This window comes from Nocardia sp. NBC_01499, assembly GCF_045040275.1.
In the GTDB taxonomy this organism is placed as follows: Bacteria; Actinomycetota; Actinomycetes; order Mycobacteriales; family Mycobacteriaceae; genus Nocardia.
The window spans coordinates 784,089-803,265 of the sequence record NZ_CP109426.1; the positions used below are offsets into that span (position 1 = coordinate 784,089).

A 19,177-nucleotide genomic window follows, 5' to 3' on the forward strand; every position below is an offset into this window, starting at 1 on the left:
TCAGAGGATGTTGCGCAGCAACCGGCCGATCAGATTCATGTTTTCCGGGCGATCGAAGTCGCCGTGCGCGCAGTCGACCTCCAATACCTCCATCCGTCCGCCGATATGCGCATCCCAGGCTTGTTCGAGCTCGGCCTGGAAGCCCACCTTTCGATTGCCTTCCTCGTCCAGAGTGGCGGCGAATATCGTCATGTCGCCGTCGTAGCACGGCGAGGTGTACCCGTCGAGCAGTTTGCTGTTGTTGATCAGTACCTTCGTCGCCTGCTCCACCAGCCGTTGAATCTCGGGGGATTCGAGCTGGTCGCCGAATCGTTGTGCGGCCCAATCCCGGATACCGGCCATGGCGTCGTCTTCTGATACTTCGGGTTCAACAGCCGACGCGACCGGAGGTTTGCTGTCCATAATGCCGAGGAATCCGACCTCGATCCCGCGCTGGGTGAGTTCGCACGCCAACGCATGCGCGAGTATTCCGCCGTACGACCAACCCAGCAGAAAGACGGGGCCGTCCTCCTGGAATGTGCGGATGCGGTCGATATAGTCCGCCAGCATTTCCTGGAAAGACTCGGCAACCGGGCCGCCATCCAATCCACGGGACTGAATGGCCAACACCGGCCGATCGGGCAGGTGCCGTCCGAGCTGCTGATAGAACCAGCCGAGTCCACCGCCGGGATGCAGACACCACAACGGTTTCCGCGATCCGGAACTCTTCAGCTTCAGCACCGGATCGAAATCGGTACCCGCGGAACCACCTTCATCGAGCCGGGTCACCAGCTCGGCGACGGTCGGTGCGTCGAATATCACCCGAACCGGGACTTCCACTCCCATCGTCGCCCGGATCCGGCTGGTGAGGCGGGTGGCCAGCAGGGAGTGACCGCCAAGCGCGAAGAAGTCGTCGTCGATGCCGACCCGGTCGAGTCCGAGGATCTCGGCGAACAGCTCGGTCAGGGTCTGCTCTCGTTCGGTGCGCGGGGCCCGGAATTCCCGCGCGGACACCAACTCCGGGTCCGGCAGTGCCTTGCGATCGAGCTTGCCGTTCGCGGTCAACGGCACCGCGTCGATCACCATGACGGTCGCGGGCACCATGAACTCCGGCAGCCGCTCGGTCACCCAGCGGCGCACCTCGGCGGCCAGCAGGCCCGCGTGCGGGTTGTTGGCGTAGGCGGCGGGATCGCCGACGGGCGACGTAGCGACGTACACATCGGCCAGTGATCTGCCCTGTGCCGTAACGGTATCGACGAAAACCGCGTCCATGTGGCCGGGTTCCGTGGACCAGGTGACCGCGGTGGCGTATCCGAGTTGCTGTCCGAGTACGTGCAGGTCTTCGGGCAGCAAACCCGTATCCATTCGAGCAGCGTGGTCTGCGACCATTCCCTCGAAACTCACTGCGAGCGGGACGGTTTGCCCACCGGCCGACACCGGCTCCCCTGTTCGGATGAGATGGGTGGCTTCGATTTGACCGGTCAGTCCGGCGTGCGGGATACCGGTGATGCGAACGCCGTCCGGCCGTCGGGTGCGCAGGAATGCCCGCAACCAAACATGGTCGCGGAACTCGACTTTCGGCGCATCGGCCACCGAGACCGCTGCGGTCGGCGCCTTGTGCAGGACCACGTCGTATCGATACCGGGTCAGCTCGTTCACCGAGAATCCACGCTTGAGTCCGATGTCGACGGCACCAACGTCGAGGACACGACCCAAGGCCAGGAAGTAGTCCGGTGCCAGGAGCAGTTCCTGTTCGGCGGAGATGTCTCGACGGACTCGATCGGCAACGACCGCGGGATCGTCGCCGCCGTTGCGCGCGATCTGTACGGCGGTGGTGAACTCCTCCAGCAGCGCCAGATTGCGGACGTCACCGACGAACACCGCACCACCGGGGGCGAGCAGCCGCAACACTTGCTCGAGCACGAGGCGCAGATATCGTTCACCCGGGAAGTACTGGATGACGGAGTTCAATACCACTGTGTCGAAATAGCTTTCGGGCAACCCGTCGGTATCGTCGGCGCTGCGCACGCTCAGGAAGACACGATCGGCCAACCCCGCATCGAGCTCTGCCACCTGTTCGCGCAGGGTGGCGATCGTCGCGGCCGAGAAGTCAGACGCCCAGTATTCTTCGCAGCCGGGGACCAGCTGCGACATCAGCAATCCCGAGCCGACACCGATCTCGAGCACGCGCCGCGGTGTCAATTCGCGGATTCGGTCGACCGTGGTCGAGCGCCATTCGCGCATCTGCTCGATCGGAATCGGCGCCCCGGTATAACTGCTGTTCCAGCCGCCGAAATCCGCGCCGAACCCAACACTGCTTTCCCCGTTCGGGACAACGCTCGCGCCACTGTCGACACCCGAGTACAGGTCGTCATACACCCGACGCCACTGCCCTACGAGTTCATCTTCTCCGGCAACCGGCCCGGATCGGTCCGCGACCACGTACCCGGCCAGTTGCTTACCGCCGGTGCCGGTGTCGCGCACGACGACTACCGCTTGAGACACCGAAGGATGCTGCGCCAGAACAGTTTCCACTTCGCCGGGCTCGACCCGGAACCCGCGAATCTTGACCTGATCATCGATACGACCCACAAACTCCAACTGCCCCAAGGTATTCCAGCGCACTACATCACCGGTGCGATACAACCGACCACCGGACGGATCGAACGGATCGGCCACAAACCGCGCCGCGGTCAACCCCGCCCGGCCGCGATAGCCGCGAGCCAGCTGCGCACCGGCCACATACAGCTCACCGGCCACGCCCACCGGAACCGGCGCCAACCACGAATCCAGCACGAACACCCGCGTATTGGCCACCGGTGTACCGATCGGAACAGCGCCGTCGAGTACGTCCACCGTGTCGTATTCGGTCACGCAGACCGTGGCCTCGGTCGGTCCGTAACCGTTCATCACCTGAATGTCGGCGCACTTCGCCTGGAGTTTCCGAACGACAGTCGCGGTCACCTCCGCACCGCCGACGAGGACTCGACGCAACGTCCGCAATGGGTTGTCGGGCAAGGATTCGACGTGATCGACCAATGCCGACATCAAGGGTGGCGTCGCGAACATCTTCGTCACCGACCGATGCCGCACGAGCCCGGCGATCTCCACCAGATCCGAACGCTGCTCACCGGCCACCACCAAGGTGGCGCCACCGCACAGCGCCGGCCAGATCTCATAGGTCGAGGCATCGAACGCGATCGACGAATGCGCCAACACCCTGTCCTCGGGCGAGTGCCGCCACGCCGAGGCAACCAGGCGCACCACGTTGCGGTGGGTGATACCAACACCTTTGGGGATGCCGGTCGAACCGGAGGTGTAGATCACGTACGCCAGATTCTGCGGTACCACCGCGACAACGCGATCCAGATTCGATGAGTCGCTTACCTCGGTGGTGTCGAGATACAGATGCGGTGCTGCCGTGTCGGGCAACAGATCCGCGGTGACGGAGTCGGTCACGACGACAACCGGGGCAGCGTCGGCGAGGATGAACGACAATCGATCAGAGGGATACCCGGGATCGATCGGCAGATACCCGCCACCGGCTTTCAAAACCGCAAGCAAGGCCACGATCAGTTCCGCGGATCGGGGCAAGGCGACCGCGACGACACCGTCGGGACCTACGCCACGCGAGATCAGTACGCGCGCAAGCATGTTCGCCCTGCTATCGAGGTCCCGATACAAGATCTCGGTATCGCCGCAGACCACCGCGACCCCATCCGGAGTGCGAGCGACCTGGCTGTCCACCAACTCGACCAGGGTGCGGTCGGGGACTTCGACCTCGGTGCGGTTCCACCTACTCAACAGCACATCGCGTTCGTCGGTATCGAGTACGTCGATCGATCCGACCGGCACACCCGAGTCCGACACCACCTGGCGCAGTATCCGCGCCAACCGCGCCACCATCGCCTCGACCGTGGTCCGGTCGAACAACTCGGTGGCGTACTCGACGAATCCGCCCCACGGCTGACCGGCCGGAGCGTCGGCGATATTGAAGAACAGGTCGAATCGCGAGGTCGCGATGGACGCGTCGTAGGGCTCGACCCCGGTTCCCGGCAATGCCATCGTCGGCAGGGTGTTGTTCTGGAATGCCAACGACACCTGGAACAACGGGTGATGCGCGGCCGACCGCGTCGGGTTGAGCAGCTCGACAAGCAACTCGAACGGCGCGTCCTGATTCTCGTACCCCGCCAACGCCTTCGCCCTGACCTGTCCGAGGATCTCGGTAAACGACGCCGCGGGAGCCACTTTCGCGCGCAACACCCACGAGTTGACAAAGAACCCGACCAGATCGGTCAGCGCCTCGTCGGTACGTCCGGCGACCGGCGCACCGATCGGAATATCCTCCCCCGCACCGAGTTTGAACAACAACACCGCCAATGCCGATTGCAGCACCATCGATACCGTCGCACCCGCACGAGCCGCCAATCGCTCCAGTCCCGCCCTGGTGTCGGCGTCGATACCGAAGACCACCATGTCTCCGCGATAACTGGCTACCCGCGGCCGCGGCCGATCCGTCGGCAGCCGCAACTGCTCGGGCAAGCCGTCGAGTTCATCACGCCAGTAGTCGAACTGGTGGCTGAGCACGCTGTCGGGATCGTCTTGCGAACCCAGCAATTCCTGCTGCCACAGCGTGTAATCCACGTATTGCACCGGCAGCGGCGCCCAGCCGGGCGCCCGCTGCTCGAGGCGAGCCGAATACGCCACCGACAGGTCCCGCAGCAGCGGTGTCATCGACCAGCCGTCTCCGGCGATGTGGTGGATCAAGATGACGACCACACACTCGTCGGTGCCGTATCGCACCACCGTGACCCGAATCGGGATCTGCGTGGACAGGTCGAACCCGTAGCGCACCGCCGCGGTCACCGCCGCTTCCACCTCGACGGGATCGACATCGGTGATGCGCACCGGGACCTCGACATCGGCGACATCGAGCACCCGCTGTGTCGGGACACCGTCCGCCTCGACGAAGATCGTGCGCAGACTTTCGTGCCGTGCGACGACATCGCCGATTGCAGCGGTCAACACCGACACATCCACGCCGCGCAACCGCACCGCCAGCGGGATGTTGTAGGTGGCCGACGGCCCCTCCAATCGGTGGATGAACCACAACCTTCGCTGTGCGGCCGACAGCGGAACCACGTCCGGGCGCGGCCGCGCAAGCAACGCCGGGCGCATCCGCACACCGGCATCGAGCCGAGTCACCAACTGCGCCACCGTCGGAGCGTCGAAGACCGTCCGGATCGGTACCTCGACGCCAAGCGCCACCCGAATCCGGCTGATCAGGCGGGTGGCCAGCAGCGAATGACCGCCCAGCTCGAAGAAGCTGTCATCGACCCCGACCTGTTCCCGCCCAAGCACCTCGCCGAACAGCTCGGCCAGCATTCGTTCCTGGGGAGTGCCCGGCGCCCGATACTCCCTCGAGGACAGCAACTCCGGGACCGGCAGCGCGGCTCGATCGAGCTTCCCGTTCGCGGTCAACGGCACCGCGTCGATCACCATCACCGCGGCAGGCACCATGAACTCCGGCAGTCGCTCGGCGGCGAACCGGCGCACCTGTCCCCCATCGAGTCCGTTGCCCGTTCGGTCGGCGACCACGTACCCGATCAGCTGCTTGCCGCCGGTGTGGGTGCCGCGCGCCACCACGACGGCTTGGGACACCGAAGGATGTTGGGCGAGTGCGGTTTCGACTTCGCCGGGTTCGATCCGGAATCCTCGGATCTTGACCTGGTCATCGATTCGGCCAACGAACTCCAACTGGCCGAGGGTATTCCAGCGCACGACATCGCCGGTGCGATACAACCGGCCACCGGCGGGATCGAATGGATCCGCCACAAACCGCGCCGCGGTAAGCCCCGACCGGCCGCGATAGCCTCGCGCCAGCTGAGTGCCAGCGATATACAGCTCGCCGGAGACACCGACCGGCACCGGCGCCAACCACGAATCCAGCACGAACAGCCGCACATTGGCCAACGCTGACCCGATCGGCACCGACGCACCGTCGAAGTGTTCCGCACCGTCGAACAGCTGGCGGATCGCGAATGTTGTTGTCTCGGTGGGCCCGTAGGTGTGCACGATGCGGGTATCGGGGCACATCCGCAGTGCGCGTTCGAACACCTCCGGCGGCATCTCCTCGCCTCCGGTCCACACGTGACGAAGCCCGGCGAGCGCGTCGGGGCAGTCCTCGATGAACAACTCGAACAACCGAGTTGTCAGGAATGCCGCGGTAACTCCCTTCGCTGTCATCAACCGACCGAGCGCCGCGATATCGGTGCGGTCCGATGGTGCGACGACTACTCGGCCACCACCCAACAGCGGGACCCATATCTCATAGGTGGAAGCATCGAACGCGACCGAGGAATGCACCAGCACATTGCTGTGTGCATCGCCCTGCCACTCCGGCTTGGTCGCGAAGGCCACCACATTGCGGTGAGTGACAGCAACACCTTTGGGGATCCCGGTAGAGCCGGACGTGTAGATCACGTAGGCCAGATTCTGCGGCCCCACCGCGACAACCCGATCCCCGTCGCGCGCATCGATGGATTCGAGCGTTTCGAGGTAGAGGTGCGGTATTTCCGTATCAGGCAGCAGGTGTGCGGTAGCGGAATCGGTCACGACAACAACCGGGGCGGCATCAGTGAGGATGAACGCCAAGCGGTCCGAGGGGTAAGCCGGATCTATCGGCAGATAGCCACCACCGGCTTTCAACACCCCCAGCAATGCCACGATCAGGTCTGTCGATCGGGGCAATGCCACCGCGACAACACCATCCAGGCCCACTCCACACGAGATCAGCACCCGCGCGAGTCGAGCGGCGCGAACATCGATATCTCGGTATGTCAGCTCGTCGTCACCGCAGACAACGGCGACCGCATCCGGGGTCGCGGCGACCTGTGCCTGGAACAGCCCGATGATGGTCGTGTCCGGGATATCGGCGGTGGTGTCGTTCCACCGACGCAACACCGACTCGCGCTCGTCGCCGCCGAGGACATCGATCGAGCCAACAGCGATATCCGGATCCAACACGACCTGCTGCAATATCCGCACGAACCGTGCCGCCATCGCGTCGACCGTGGACCGATCGAACGAATCGGTGCGGTACTCGAAATGCAGACTCAAGGTGGGGGCGGCATTGGCCACGACGGTCAGGGGATAGTGCGACGGTGTTTTGGGTCGTATGTCGGTGATCGCGACGCCACTGGTGGCGGCCGCCGCACCGATTCCGGCTTGGTCGACGGGATAGGACTCGAACCCGATCAGGGTGTCGAACAAGACATTCAGGCCGGTCGCTTGATGGATATCGACCAACCCGATGTGATGGTGGTCCAGCAGCGCGACTTGCCGGGCTTGGAGGCCGGTCAACAAGTCGGTGAGCGTGTCGCGGGGGCCGAATCGCACGCGCACCGGCACGGTATTGATGAACAGCCCGACCATTGAATCCACGCCAGCGAGCACCGGGGGCCGACCCGACACGGTAACGCCGGTGATCACGTCGTGCCGGCCGGTCGATTTGGCGAGCAGAATTCCCCAGGAAGCCTGGACGACCGTGTTCAGCGTGATCCCGAGTGCCGTGGCCCGTCGGCTCAACGCCAGCGCGGTTTCCGGCGGCAAAGGCACCTCGACCCGTTCGACCCCGCCCACGATGGCGCCGGTCTTGTCCGCGAGCAGTGTAGGTTCGCGGACACCCTCGAGTTCTCGCGTCCATGCTTGGACGCCAGCATGGGAATCGTGCTCGCCCAACCACTTCAGGAACTCTTTGAAGGCGGGCGGTTGCGGCAAGACGGTGGCCTCGCCGCCAGAACCGTAGAGGCCGAACAGGTCTCGGATCAGCAGCGGCAGCGACCAGCCGTCCATCAGCACATGATGGGCGGTGAACACCAATTCCGAGCGTTCGTCAGCCAGCACCGCCAGCGTCAATCGGAGCAACGGCGGGACAGTTACGTCGAAATGCGTGTTCTGATCCTCGATCAGCAACCGTTGCAACGTCGCATCGCGTGCACTCTCGTCCGTATCACGCAAATCTACGACACGCCATGGCAATTCGACACCGTCGATAACGACCTGGACCGGATCGCCATGGGCGCCGGAGACGAAGCCCACCCGCAGATTCGGATACCGGTCCAACAGTCCCTGACCGGCCTCGCGCATCCGCCGCGGATCGACCCGTCCGGCCAATCCGAAGACGACCTGCATGTGATAGGCGTCGAATCCCGAACCCGCCAACTCCTGATGGAACAACAACCCCGATTGCATCGACGTCAGCGGCCACACGTCCACCAACCCCGGATACCGAGCCTCCAGTACCTCGATCTCGCTCTGCCCCAACGGCATCAGCACATCCGACGGCGTCAACCCACCCGCACCCGCCGCGGTCGCGTGCTGAGCCAAGCCCATTGCCGCGCTGCGCCACAGGTCCGCCAGCTCTTGAATCTCGGTTTCCGCCAAAACTCCCGTGGGTGCGGCGAATACCGCCTGCAGTACCGGACCTTCGGCGGTATCGACCACCAGCATGTTCACGTTCAGCACCGACATCGCGGGCATCGCCGGATCCAGTGGCGTAATCAACTGTCCGACCTCAGCCGCGGGCGTCCAGCCCGCGCCACGCAGTCGTTGCGGCAACAGGTCCATGGAGGTGACGCGGCCCAGATAGTTGAAGCCGACTTGTCCGGTCGAATACTGTTGCAGCACAACAGCTGTCTCAGGATTCAGGTACCGCAGCAACCCGTAGCCGATGCCCTTGTCAGGCACCGCACGCAATTGCTCCTTGACCGACTTCACCAAACTTCCCGCAGCCGGACCACCGGCGCACAACTGATCCCACTCCGTCGCCGAAGCGGCCAATCGTACCGGGAACATACTGGTGAACCAGCCGACCGTACTGGACAGATCAGCACCGGGAACCGTATCTTCCTCGCGGCCATGACCTTCCAACCGGATCAACACCGATTCCGCAAGCGAACCTCGATCGTCGCGCCAGCGGGACACCGCTGCGGCCAATGCCGCCAGCAACCCGTCCTCGACGCCACCGTGGAACACCGCGGGCAACGTAGTCAGCAGCGGTTCGGTCACCGACACCGGGATCTGGACCTGAACATGATCAACGGTGGCCATCACATCGACGGCCGGATCCAATGCCCTGCTCCCCAATATCGGATCGGGTCCATCGAGAATCGAAGACCACCAGGACAACTCGGCCACCCGCTCCGGTCCGGTCGCTTGCTCGACCAATCCGTGCGCCCAGCGCCGCATCGAGGTTCCCGTCCCCGCCAATCTCGGAGACATTCCTGCCGACACCTCGTGCCAGGCAGATGCCAAGTCCGGCAACAGTATCCGCCACGACACGCCATCGACCACCAAGTGATGAGCCACAATCGACAACCAGCCAGCCCGGGTAGGTCCGGCATCGAACCAAACGAACTGGACCATCACCCCTTCGGCCGGAGCCAACCGTTCCGCCGCCGCACTTACCTGTGCAACGATCGCTGCGGCTTTATCCCCGTCCTGCTGTTCGACGGCGGTCATCTCGACGCGGTACAGCAACTGGCCGAGGTCGACCGCACCCTTCGGCGCGACCTCTAGTCCCGCTCCCCGCTCGTCATCAACCAGCCGCGACCGCAACACATCGTGTCGATCGATCACCGCGGCCAACGTCGCCACCAGTCCAGCCCGATCGATACCCACCGGCAGGTCGAGCGTCAGCGACTGCGTGAAACTGTTGAACCCGGCGCCCAGTTCGCGCACGAACCGAGCCACCGGCAACAGCGGCATCCACCCCACCCCGGCACCGGCGAACTCCGCCAACACCGGAGCCGTCACCTCACGGGTGACAGCGACCGCGGCCAATGCCGCCGCCGTCCGATGCTCGAACACCTCACGCGGACTGATCTCGACGCCAAGCTCCCGCGCCCGCGACACCACCTGGATCGAGCGGATACTGTCCCCGCCCAACTCGAAGAAGCTGTCATCCACACCCACCTTCTCCACACCCAGGACCTCGGCGAACACCCCCGCGAGCACCTGCTCCTGATCCGTACGCGGCGCGCGATACTCCGCCGACGAGCTCAATTCCGGATCGGGCAGGGCTTTGCGATCGAGCTTTCCGCTCGCGGTCAACGGCACCGAGTCGATCACCAGCACGACCGTCGGCACCATGAAGTCCGGCAATCGCTCGGCGGCGAACTGACGGACTTCTCCCCCGTCGAGTTCGTCGCTGGCCCGGTCGGCGACCACGTATCCGATCAGCTGCTTACTGCCGCCGGTATCGCGCGCTACAACAACGGCTTGTGTTACCGAAGGATGTTGCGCCAGAACCGTTTCCACTTCACCGGGTTCGACTCGGAAGCCGCGGATCTTGACCTGATCGTCGATCCGACCGGCGAACTCCAACTGCCCGAGCACATTCCAGCGCACCACATCACCGGTGCGATACAACCGACCGCCGGACGGATCGAACGGATTCGCGACAAACCGCGCCGCGGTCAACCCTGTTCGCCCGTGATAGCCACGCGCCAACTGTGCACCGGCCACGTACAACTCACCGGCGACACCCACTGGCACCGGCATCAACCACGGGTCCAGCACGAATACCCGCGCATTGGCCACCGGCACGCCGATCGGCACTGCCGCATCCAGCCCGTCCTCGGGGGTGACGTATGCCGTCACATCGACTGTCGCCTCGGTGGGACCGTAGAGGTTGTCGACCCGATCAACTCCACACTTGGCCTTCAGCGCCGCCACCAACGCTGACGTCAGCGTGTCGGCACCGGTATTCACCTGCTTCAAGCTCTCGAACGGCTGCTCGGACAACGACTCCACGTGCTCGACCAACGCCGACAGCAGCGGTGGCGTCGCGAACATCTTCGTCACCGACCGACTCGCGATCAGCCCTGTGATCTCCACCAGATCCGAACGCTGCTCACCAGCAACCACCAACGTGGCACCACCACACAACGCAGGCCAAATCTCATAGGTCGACGCATCGAACGCAATCGAGGAATGCATCAGCACCCGATCATCGGGAGAGGTCGCCCACGCCTGGGCGACCAGACTGACCACGTTACGGTGCATGATACCAACACCTTTCGGAATACCGGTGGAACCCGACGTATAGATGACATACGCCAGATCCTGTGGCCGAACCGCCATAACCCGATCCAGACCGGCGCAGTCCCGCACCTCGGTGGTGTCGAGGTAGAGATGCGGTGTCGCGTTGTGCGGCACTGTGTTTGCGGTGGCGTGATCAGTGAGGACGATGACGGGAGCGGCGTCAGCGAGGATGAACTCCAACCGATCCGAGGGATAAGCCGGATCGATCGGCAGATACCCGCCACCAGCCTTCAACACGGCCAGCAACGCCACGATCAGGTCCGCCGATCTCGGCAACGCGACCGCGACAATGGTGTCGGGACCCACCCCACGCGAAATCAACACGCGCGCCAGCTGACTCGCACGCGCATCGAGTTCCCGATACGAGAGTTCGGTATCAGCGCAGACGACGGCGACCGTGTCCGGAGTCGCGGCGACCTGCGCTTCGAACAGCTCGTCCAAAGTGACGTCCGGAACGTCGACCGTGGTGTCGTTCCACCGCCGCAACACCAACTCGCGCTCGTCGGCACCGAGGATATCGATAGACCCCACAGCGATATTCGGATCCGACACCACCTGTCGCAGTATCCGCAGGAACCGCACCGCGATAGCCTCGGCTGTCGGCCGATCGAACACGTCGGTGCGGTATTCGAGTCGCAATTGCAAGGTGGGTGCGGCGCCCGCGACGACCGTCAGCGGGTAGTGCGTTGGCGCGTTGGCGCGCAGGTCGGTGATGGCGATGCCACTGGTGGTCGCGGCGGCACCGATTCCGGCCTGGTCGACGGGATAGGACTCGAATCCGATCAGGGTGTCGAACAGGACGGGCAAGCCAGTCGCCTGGTGGATATCGCTCAGCCCGACGTGATGACGGTCGAGCAGCGCGACTTGACGGGCCTGCAAGCCCTTCAACAGGTCGGTGAGCGTGTCGCGGGGACCGAACCGCACGCGCACCGGCACGGTGTTGATGAACAGCCCGACCATCGAATCCACGCCCGCGATCGCCGACGGGCGACCCGACACGGTCGCGCCGGTGACCACATCGTGGCGGCCGGTCGATTTGGCGAGCAGGATGCCCCAAGCAGCCTGGACGACGGTGTTCAGGGTGATCGCGAGCTCACCGGCGCGCCTGCTCAACGCCTGTGCGGTCTCCGCTGTCAGCGGTACCGCAACCTGCTCGACCTCGGCGGCAGCGCTGCCGGTGGTACCGGCGAGCAGGGTGGGCTCGTATACGCCGTGCAGTTCGTCGACCCACGCTCGCATGTCGGCCTGGGAGTCTTGCTCGCGCAACCACTTCAGGAAGGTCTTGTAGTCGGGCGCTTGCGGCATACTGTCGGAGCTGTAGAGCCGCAACAGATCCCGGATCAGCAGCGGCAGTGACCAGCCATCCATCAGCACGTGGTGGGTGGTGAGCACCAACTCCGAGCGCTGCTCGGTCATCGGCACCAGCGTCAGTCGCAACAGCGGCGGGACCGCCATATCGAAATGCGCGTTCCGATCTTCGATCAGCAACTGCGCCAACGCCGCACCGCGCTCCGCCTCGCCCAGTGCACGCAAGTCGACTACCCGCCATGGCAATTCGACATCATCGACAACGACCTGGACCGAATCACCATGGGATCCGACAGCAAACCCCACCCGCAGATTCGGATACCGGTCCAGCAATCCCTGACCGGCCGCTCGCATCCGCTGCGGATCGACCTGTCCGGCCAATCCGAAGACGACCTGCATGTGATAGGCGTCGAATCCCGAGCCCGCCAGCACCTGATGGAACAGCAACCCTGATTGCATCGACGTCAACGGCCACACATCCACCAGCCGCGGATATCGAGCTTCCAACACCTCGATCTGGTGTTGCCCCAACCGCACCAGAGGCAGGTCCGACGGCGTCAAGCCACCCGCTCCCGCCGTGGTGGCGTGCTGTGCCAACCCGAGCACCGCTCGCTGCCACAGCTCGGCCAGGTCCGCCGTCTCCGCCTTCGCCAGCACGCCCGTCGGTGCAGCGAATACCGCTTGCAGTACCGGGCCTTCGCTGGTGTCGACGACCATTGTGTTGACATCGAGCACCGCCATCGCGGGCATCGCCGGGTCCGGGGCCGCAATGGATCCCGCGCTGGCCTCGGCTGGCGTCCAACCTGTGCCCTGGAGTCGCTGCGGCAGCAGATCCGTGGAGGTGAGCCTCCCGAGGTAGTTGAATCCGATCTGCCCGGTCGAATGCTGTTGCAGCACAACCGCTGTCTCAGGATTCAGGTACCGCAGCAACCCGTAGCCGATGCCCTTGTCGGGCACCGCACGCAATTGCTCCTTGACCGACTTCACCAAGCTGCCCGCAGCCGGACCACCGGCGCACAACTGATCCCACTCCGTCGCCGAAGCGGCCAACCGCACCGGGAACATACTGGTGAACCAGCCGACCGTACTGGACAGATCAGCACCGGGAACCGTATCTTCCTCGCGCCCATGACCTTCCAACCGGATCAACACCGACCCTTCGTGCACACCTCGGTCATCACGCCAGCGGGTCACCGCCGCGGCCAATGCCGCCAGCAACCCGTCCTCGACGCCACCGTGGAACACGGTCGGCAACGTGGCGAGCAAAACCTCGCTCGCCGCCACCGGAATCTGGATACTCACGTGATCCACGGTCGCCACAACGTCGACGGCAGGATCCAACGGCCGGGCGCCCATCATCGGATCGGGTCCGTTGAGAACCGAACGCCACCAAGGCAATTGCTCCACCAGCTGTGGTGCGGACGCTTGCTCGACCAATCCGTGTGCCCACCGCCGCATCGAGGTCCCCGTCCCCGCCAACAGCGGAGACACCCCCGCCGACACGTCCTGCCACGCAGACGCCAAGTCCGGCAACAGAATCCGCCACGACACACCATCGACCACCAGATGATGAGCCACAATCGACAGCCTGCCCGCCCGAGCAGGTCCAGCGTCGAACCACACGAACTGCACCATCACGCCAGCCGCCGGAGCAAGTCGCTCCACTGCCGCACGCACCTGCGCGGCGATGACCTCGCCACGCTCCTCTGAATACTGTTCGGGGACAGCCATATCGACGCGATGCAGCAACCGCTCCACATCGACCGCACCCACCGGCGCGACCTCGAGCCCAGCACCCCGCTCGTCATCAACCAATCGCGACCGCAACACATCGTGTCGATCGATCACCGCGGTCAGTGTCGCCACCAAGCCCGCTCGATCAATCCCCATCGGCAGATCCAGCAAGAGCGACTGCGTGAAGCTGTCGAACCCAGCGCCCAACTCCCGCACGAACCGAGCGACCGGCATCAGCGGCATCCAGCCCGCCCCGCCACCGGTCAACTCCGCCAGCACCGGACCGCCCACATCGCGCCCGACCGACACCGCCGCCAATGCCGCCGCCGTCTGATGCTCGAACACCTCCCGTGGACTGATCTCGACGCCCAGTTCCCGCGCCCGCGACACCACTTGGATCGAGCGGATACTGTCTCCGCCCAGTTCGAAGAAGCCGTCGTCCACGCCGACCCGGTCGAGCCCGAGCAGCTCGGCGAACACCGTGGTCAGGATCTTCTCGGGGGTGGTGCGGGGTGCCAGGTACCGCGCCGAAGCAGTGATCTCCGGCTCCGGCAACGCGGCACGATCGAGCTTCCCGTTCGCGGTCACCGGCACGGCGTCGATCACCATCACCGCCGCGGGCACCATGAAATCCGGCAGCCGCTCGGACACGAACGCGCGGATATCGGCACCGTCGAACTCATTCCCGGCGGCGACCACGTATCCGATCAGCTGCTTGCTGCCGCCGGAATCGCGCGCGACGACGACCGCATGGGATACCGACGGATGTTGTGCCAGAACGGTTTCCACTTCACCGGGTTCGACCCGGAAGCCGCGGATCTTGACCTGATCATCGACCCGACCCGCGAACTCCAACTGCCCGAACGCATTCCAGCGCACCACGTCACCGGTGCGATACAACCGACCGCCGGACGGATCGAACGGATCCGCCACAAACCGCACGGCGGTCAACCCTGTTCGCCCGTGATAACCCCGCGCCAACTGAGCGCCAGCGACATACAGCTCACCGGCGACACCCACTGGCACCGGCCGCAACCACGAATCCAGCACAAACACTCGCGTATTGGCCACGGGAGCACCGATCGGCACCACCGCACCCACCTCATCGAGCACGCGACAGGACGTCACATCAACCGTCGCCTCGGTAGGGCCGTAAAGGTTATCGATCCGCACACCGCCGCATCGGGCACGCAATGCGTCGACCAGTCCCGAGGTGAGCGTATCGGCGCCGGTGTTCACTTGCCGAAGACTCTGGAAGGGGTTGTCGGGCAACGACACCACATGCTCGACCAATACCGACAACAGCGGTGGCGTCGCGAACATCTTCGTCACCGACCGGCTCGACACGAGCCGAGCGATCTCTACCGGATCCGAACGCTGCTCACCCGCCAACACCAACGCCGCACCACCGCACAGGGCGGGCCAGATTTCATAAGTGGAGGCGTCGAACGCGATCGACGAGTGCACCAACACCCGATCCGAGGTACCTGCCGACCACGCTTGAGCAACCAGGTTCACCACGTTGCGATGGGTGATACCAACACCTTTCGGAGTCCCGGTGGATCCGGAGGTGTAGATCACGTAGGCCAGATTCTGTGGCCGCACCCTGACAACTCGTTCCGGACCCGACCAGTCCGCTACATCTCCTGTATCGAGGCACAGATGTGGTATCCCGTTCTGCGGCAATGCTTGCGCGGTAACGGAATCCGTCACGACAACAACCGGTGCGGCATCGGCGATGATGAACCCCACCCGATCCGACGAGTACGCCGGATCGATCGGCAGATACCCACCACCGGCCTGCACCACCGCCAGCAACGCCACGATCAGGTCTGCCGACCGGGGCAGCGCGACCGCGACGATGGTGTCGAGACCCACCCCACGGGACATCAAGACCCGCGCGAGCCGATCGGCGCGAATATCGAGATCTCGGTAGGTCAGTTCCGTTTCCGCGCAGACCACGGCGACCGAGTCGGGTGTCGCGGCGACCTGTGCCTGGAACAACTCGACCAGGGTGGCGTCCGGGATTTCGACGGCGGTGTCGTTCCACCGACCCAACACCAACTCACATTCCTCGGCATCGAGAACATCGACGGCCCCCACCGGCATCCCTGGGCTCGACACCACCTGTCGCAGTACCCGGACCACCCGCGCCACCATCGCCTCGACCGTGGTCCGATCGAACAGATCCGTCGCGTACTCGACGAACCCGCCCCACGGCTGACCGGCCGGAGCGTCGGCGATATTGAAGAACAAGTCGAACCGTGCGGTCGCGATGGACGCGCTGTACGGCTCGAATCGGACCCCGGGCAGCGCCAAGGTCGGCAGGGTGTTGTTCTGGAATGCCAGGGACACCTGGAACAGCGGATGGTGCGCCGCTGAGCGGGCCGGGTTGAGCAATTCGACCAGCAACTCGAACGGTATGTCCTGATTCTCGTAGGCGGCCAGCGCTTTCGCCCGAACCTGCCCAACGATCTCGGTGAACGACACCGCCGGAACGACCGCGGTACGGAGCACCCAGGTGTTGACGAAGAACCCGACGAGATCGGTCAGCGCGTCATCGGTGCGACCGGCGATCGGCGATCCGATCGGAATGTCCTCCCCCGCACCGAGTTTGGACAGCAACACCGCCAGCGCCGACTGCAACACCATCGATACCGTCGCGCCCTCGCGACCGGCCAGCCGTTCCACGTCGGCACGCAGTTGCGCATCGATGGCGAACGGCACGACATCACCGCGATAGCTGGCCACCCGTGGCCGCGGCCGATCGGTCGGCAGCTGCAACTGCTCCGGCAAGCCGTCGAGCTCACCACGCCAGTAGTCGAACTGCTGGGACAACACGCTGTCGGGATCGGTCTGCGAACCCAGCCACTCTTGCTGCCACAGCGTGTAGTCCACGTACTGCACCGGCAACGGCTCCCAGCCCGGCTCCCGATCCTCGAGGCGTGCGGCGTAGGCCACCGACAAGTCCCGCAGCAGCGGCGCCGCTGACCAGCCGTCACCCGCAATGTGATGGATCAGCAAGACCAGCACACACTCGTCGTGGCCATACCGAAACACACTGGCGCGTATAGGAATTTCCGACAGCAGATCGATTCCGTAGCGCACCGCAGCGGTCACCGCCGCATCCACGTCGACGTGGTCGACATCGGTGACGCTGACCGGCACTTCGACTTTGTCCGCATCGAGCACCCGCTGAGCCGGAACACCGTCGGCTTCGACGAAGATCGTACGCAGACTCTCATGCCGGGCAACCACATCACCGATCGCCGCGCTCAACACCGAGACGTCCACCCCGTGCAGCCGCGCCACCATCGGCATGTTGTAGGTAGCGGAGGGCCCTTCGAGCCGGTGAATGAACCACAGCCGCCGCTGCGCGAAGGACAGCGGAATCACGTCCGGACGCGGCCTGGCCAGCAACGACGGACGCAGCTGGGCACGGTCGCCGAGCCGGGTCGCCAATTGCGCCACCGTCGGAGCGTCGAAGACGGTCCGAATCGGCACCTCGACACCGAGCACCACCCGAATCCGGCTGACCAGGCGGGTGGCCAGCAAAGAGTGCCCGCCCAGCGCGAAGAAACTGTCGTCGATGCCGACCCGGTCCAGCCCGAGGATTTCGGCGTACAACGCGGCCAGCATCTGTTCTTGCAGGGTGCCCGGCGCCCGGTACGGCACCGTTGACCTGAGTTCCGGGATCGGCAATGCCGCGCGATCCAGTTTCCCGTTCCTCGTCAATGGCACGGAGTCGATCACCATCACCACCGCGGGCACCATGAAGTCCGGCAGCCGCTCGGCGGCGAACCGGCGGATGCCGTCGACCGAGCTGGTTCGGTCCGCGACCACGTACCCGACCAGCTGCTTGCCGCCACTGGATTCGCGCGCGACAACCACCGCTTGTGACACCGACGGATGTTGCGCCAGCACGGTTTCGACCTCGCCGGGTTCGACGCGGAAGCCACGGATCTTGACCTGATCATCGACCCGGCCCGCGAACTCGAGGATCCCCGCCGCGGTCCAGCGCACCACATCACCGGTGCGATACAACCGACCACCGGCCGGATCGAACGGATCGGCCACGAACCGCGCCGCGGTCAACCCGGGTCGGCCGTGATAACCCCGCGCCAGCTGCGAACTGGCGACATACAACTCGCCGGGGACCCCGATCGGTACCGGCACCAGCCACGAATCCAGCACAAACACCCGCGTATTGGCCACCGGTGCACCGATCGGCACCACCGCACCCGCTACGTCATCGGGCACGACGAAGGAGGTCACATCGACCGTGGCTTCGGTCGGGCCGTAGAGGTTGTCGACCCGATCTACCCCGCACTTGGCTTTCAGCGCGTCGACCAGCGCGGTGGTGAGTGTGTCGGCTCCGGTGTTCACCTGCCGCAAGCTCTGGAAAGGATTGTCGGGCAACAACTCCACATGGTCGACCAACGCCGCCAACAGCGGCGGTGTCGCGAACATCTTTGTCACCAAATGGGTCTCGACCAGCCGGGTGATCTCCACCAGATCCGAACGCTGCTCACCGGCCACCACTAACGTCGCGCCACCACACAACGCGGGCCAGATCTCATAGGTCGAGGCATCGAAGGCGACCGACGAATGCACCAGCACCCGATCCTCGGACCCGGTAGACCACGCCTGAGCGACCAGGCTCACCACGTTACGGTGCGTGATGCCAACACCTTTCGGAACGCCGGTGGAACCCGACGTATAGATCACATACGCCAAATTCTGCGGACGTATCGGGATGATCCGATCCAACTCAGTCCGGTCACCGGTCGCTTCGAGGTAGAGCTGCGGTACCTCGTTATGCGGCAACGTATTTGCGGTTGCGGGATCGGTCACGACAACAACCGGCGCCGCATCGGCGAGAACGAATGTCAAGCGGTCCGAGGGATATCCCGGATCGATCGGCAGATACGCACCGCCAGCCTTCAGCACCCCGAGCAAGGCCACGATCAACTCGATCGATCGCGGCAATGCCACCGCGACAACACCATCCGGGCCGACCCCACGCGGGGTCAGCACCCGCGCCACCCCG

At 64.6% G+C, this 19,177-nt stretch carries 1 protein-coding gene (running past one end of the window); it reads right to left on the reverse strand.

Annotated elements, in window-relative coordinates; translation table 11 throughout:
* Positions 1–19,177 carry the 3' portion of a non-ribosomal peptide synthase/polyketide synthase gene (locus tag OG203_RS03615; protein WP_405167764.1) on the reverse strand. The gene runs 1,493 nt beyond the window's last position, so only the last 19,177 of its 20,670 coding nucleotides appear in the window; the start codon falls outside the window, past its right edge; the stop codon is at positions 1–3.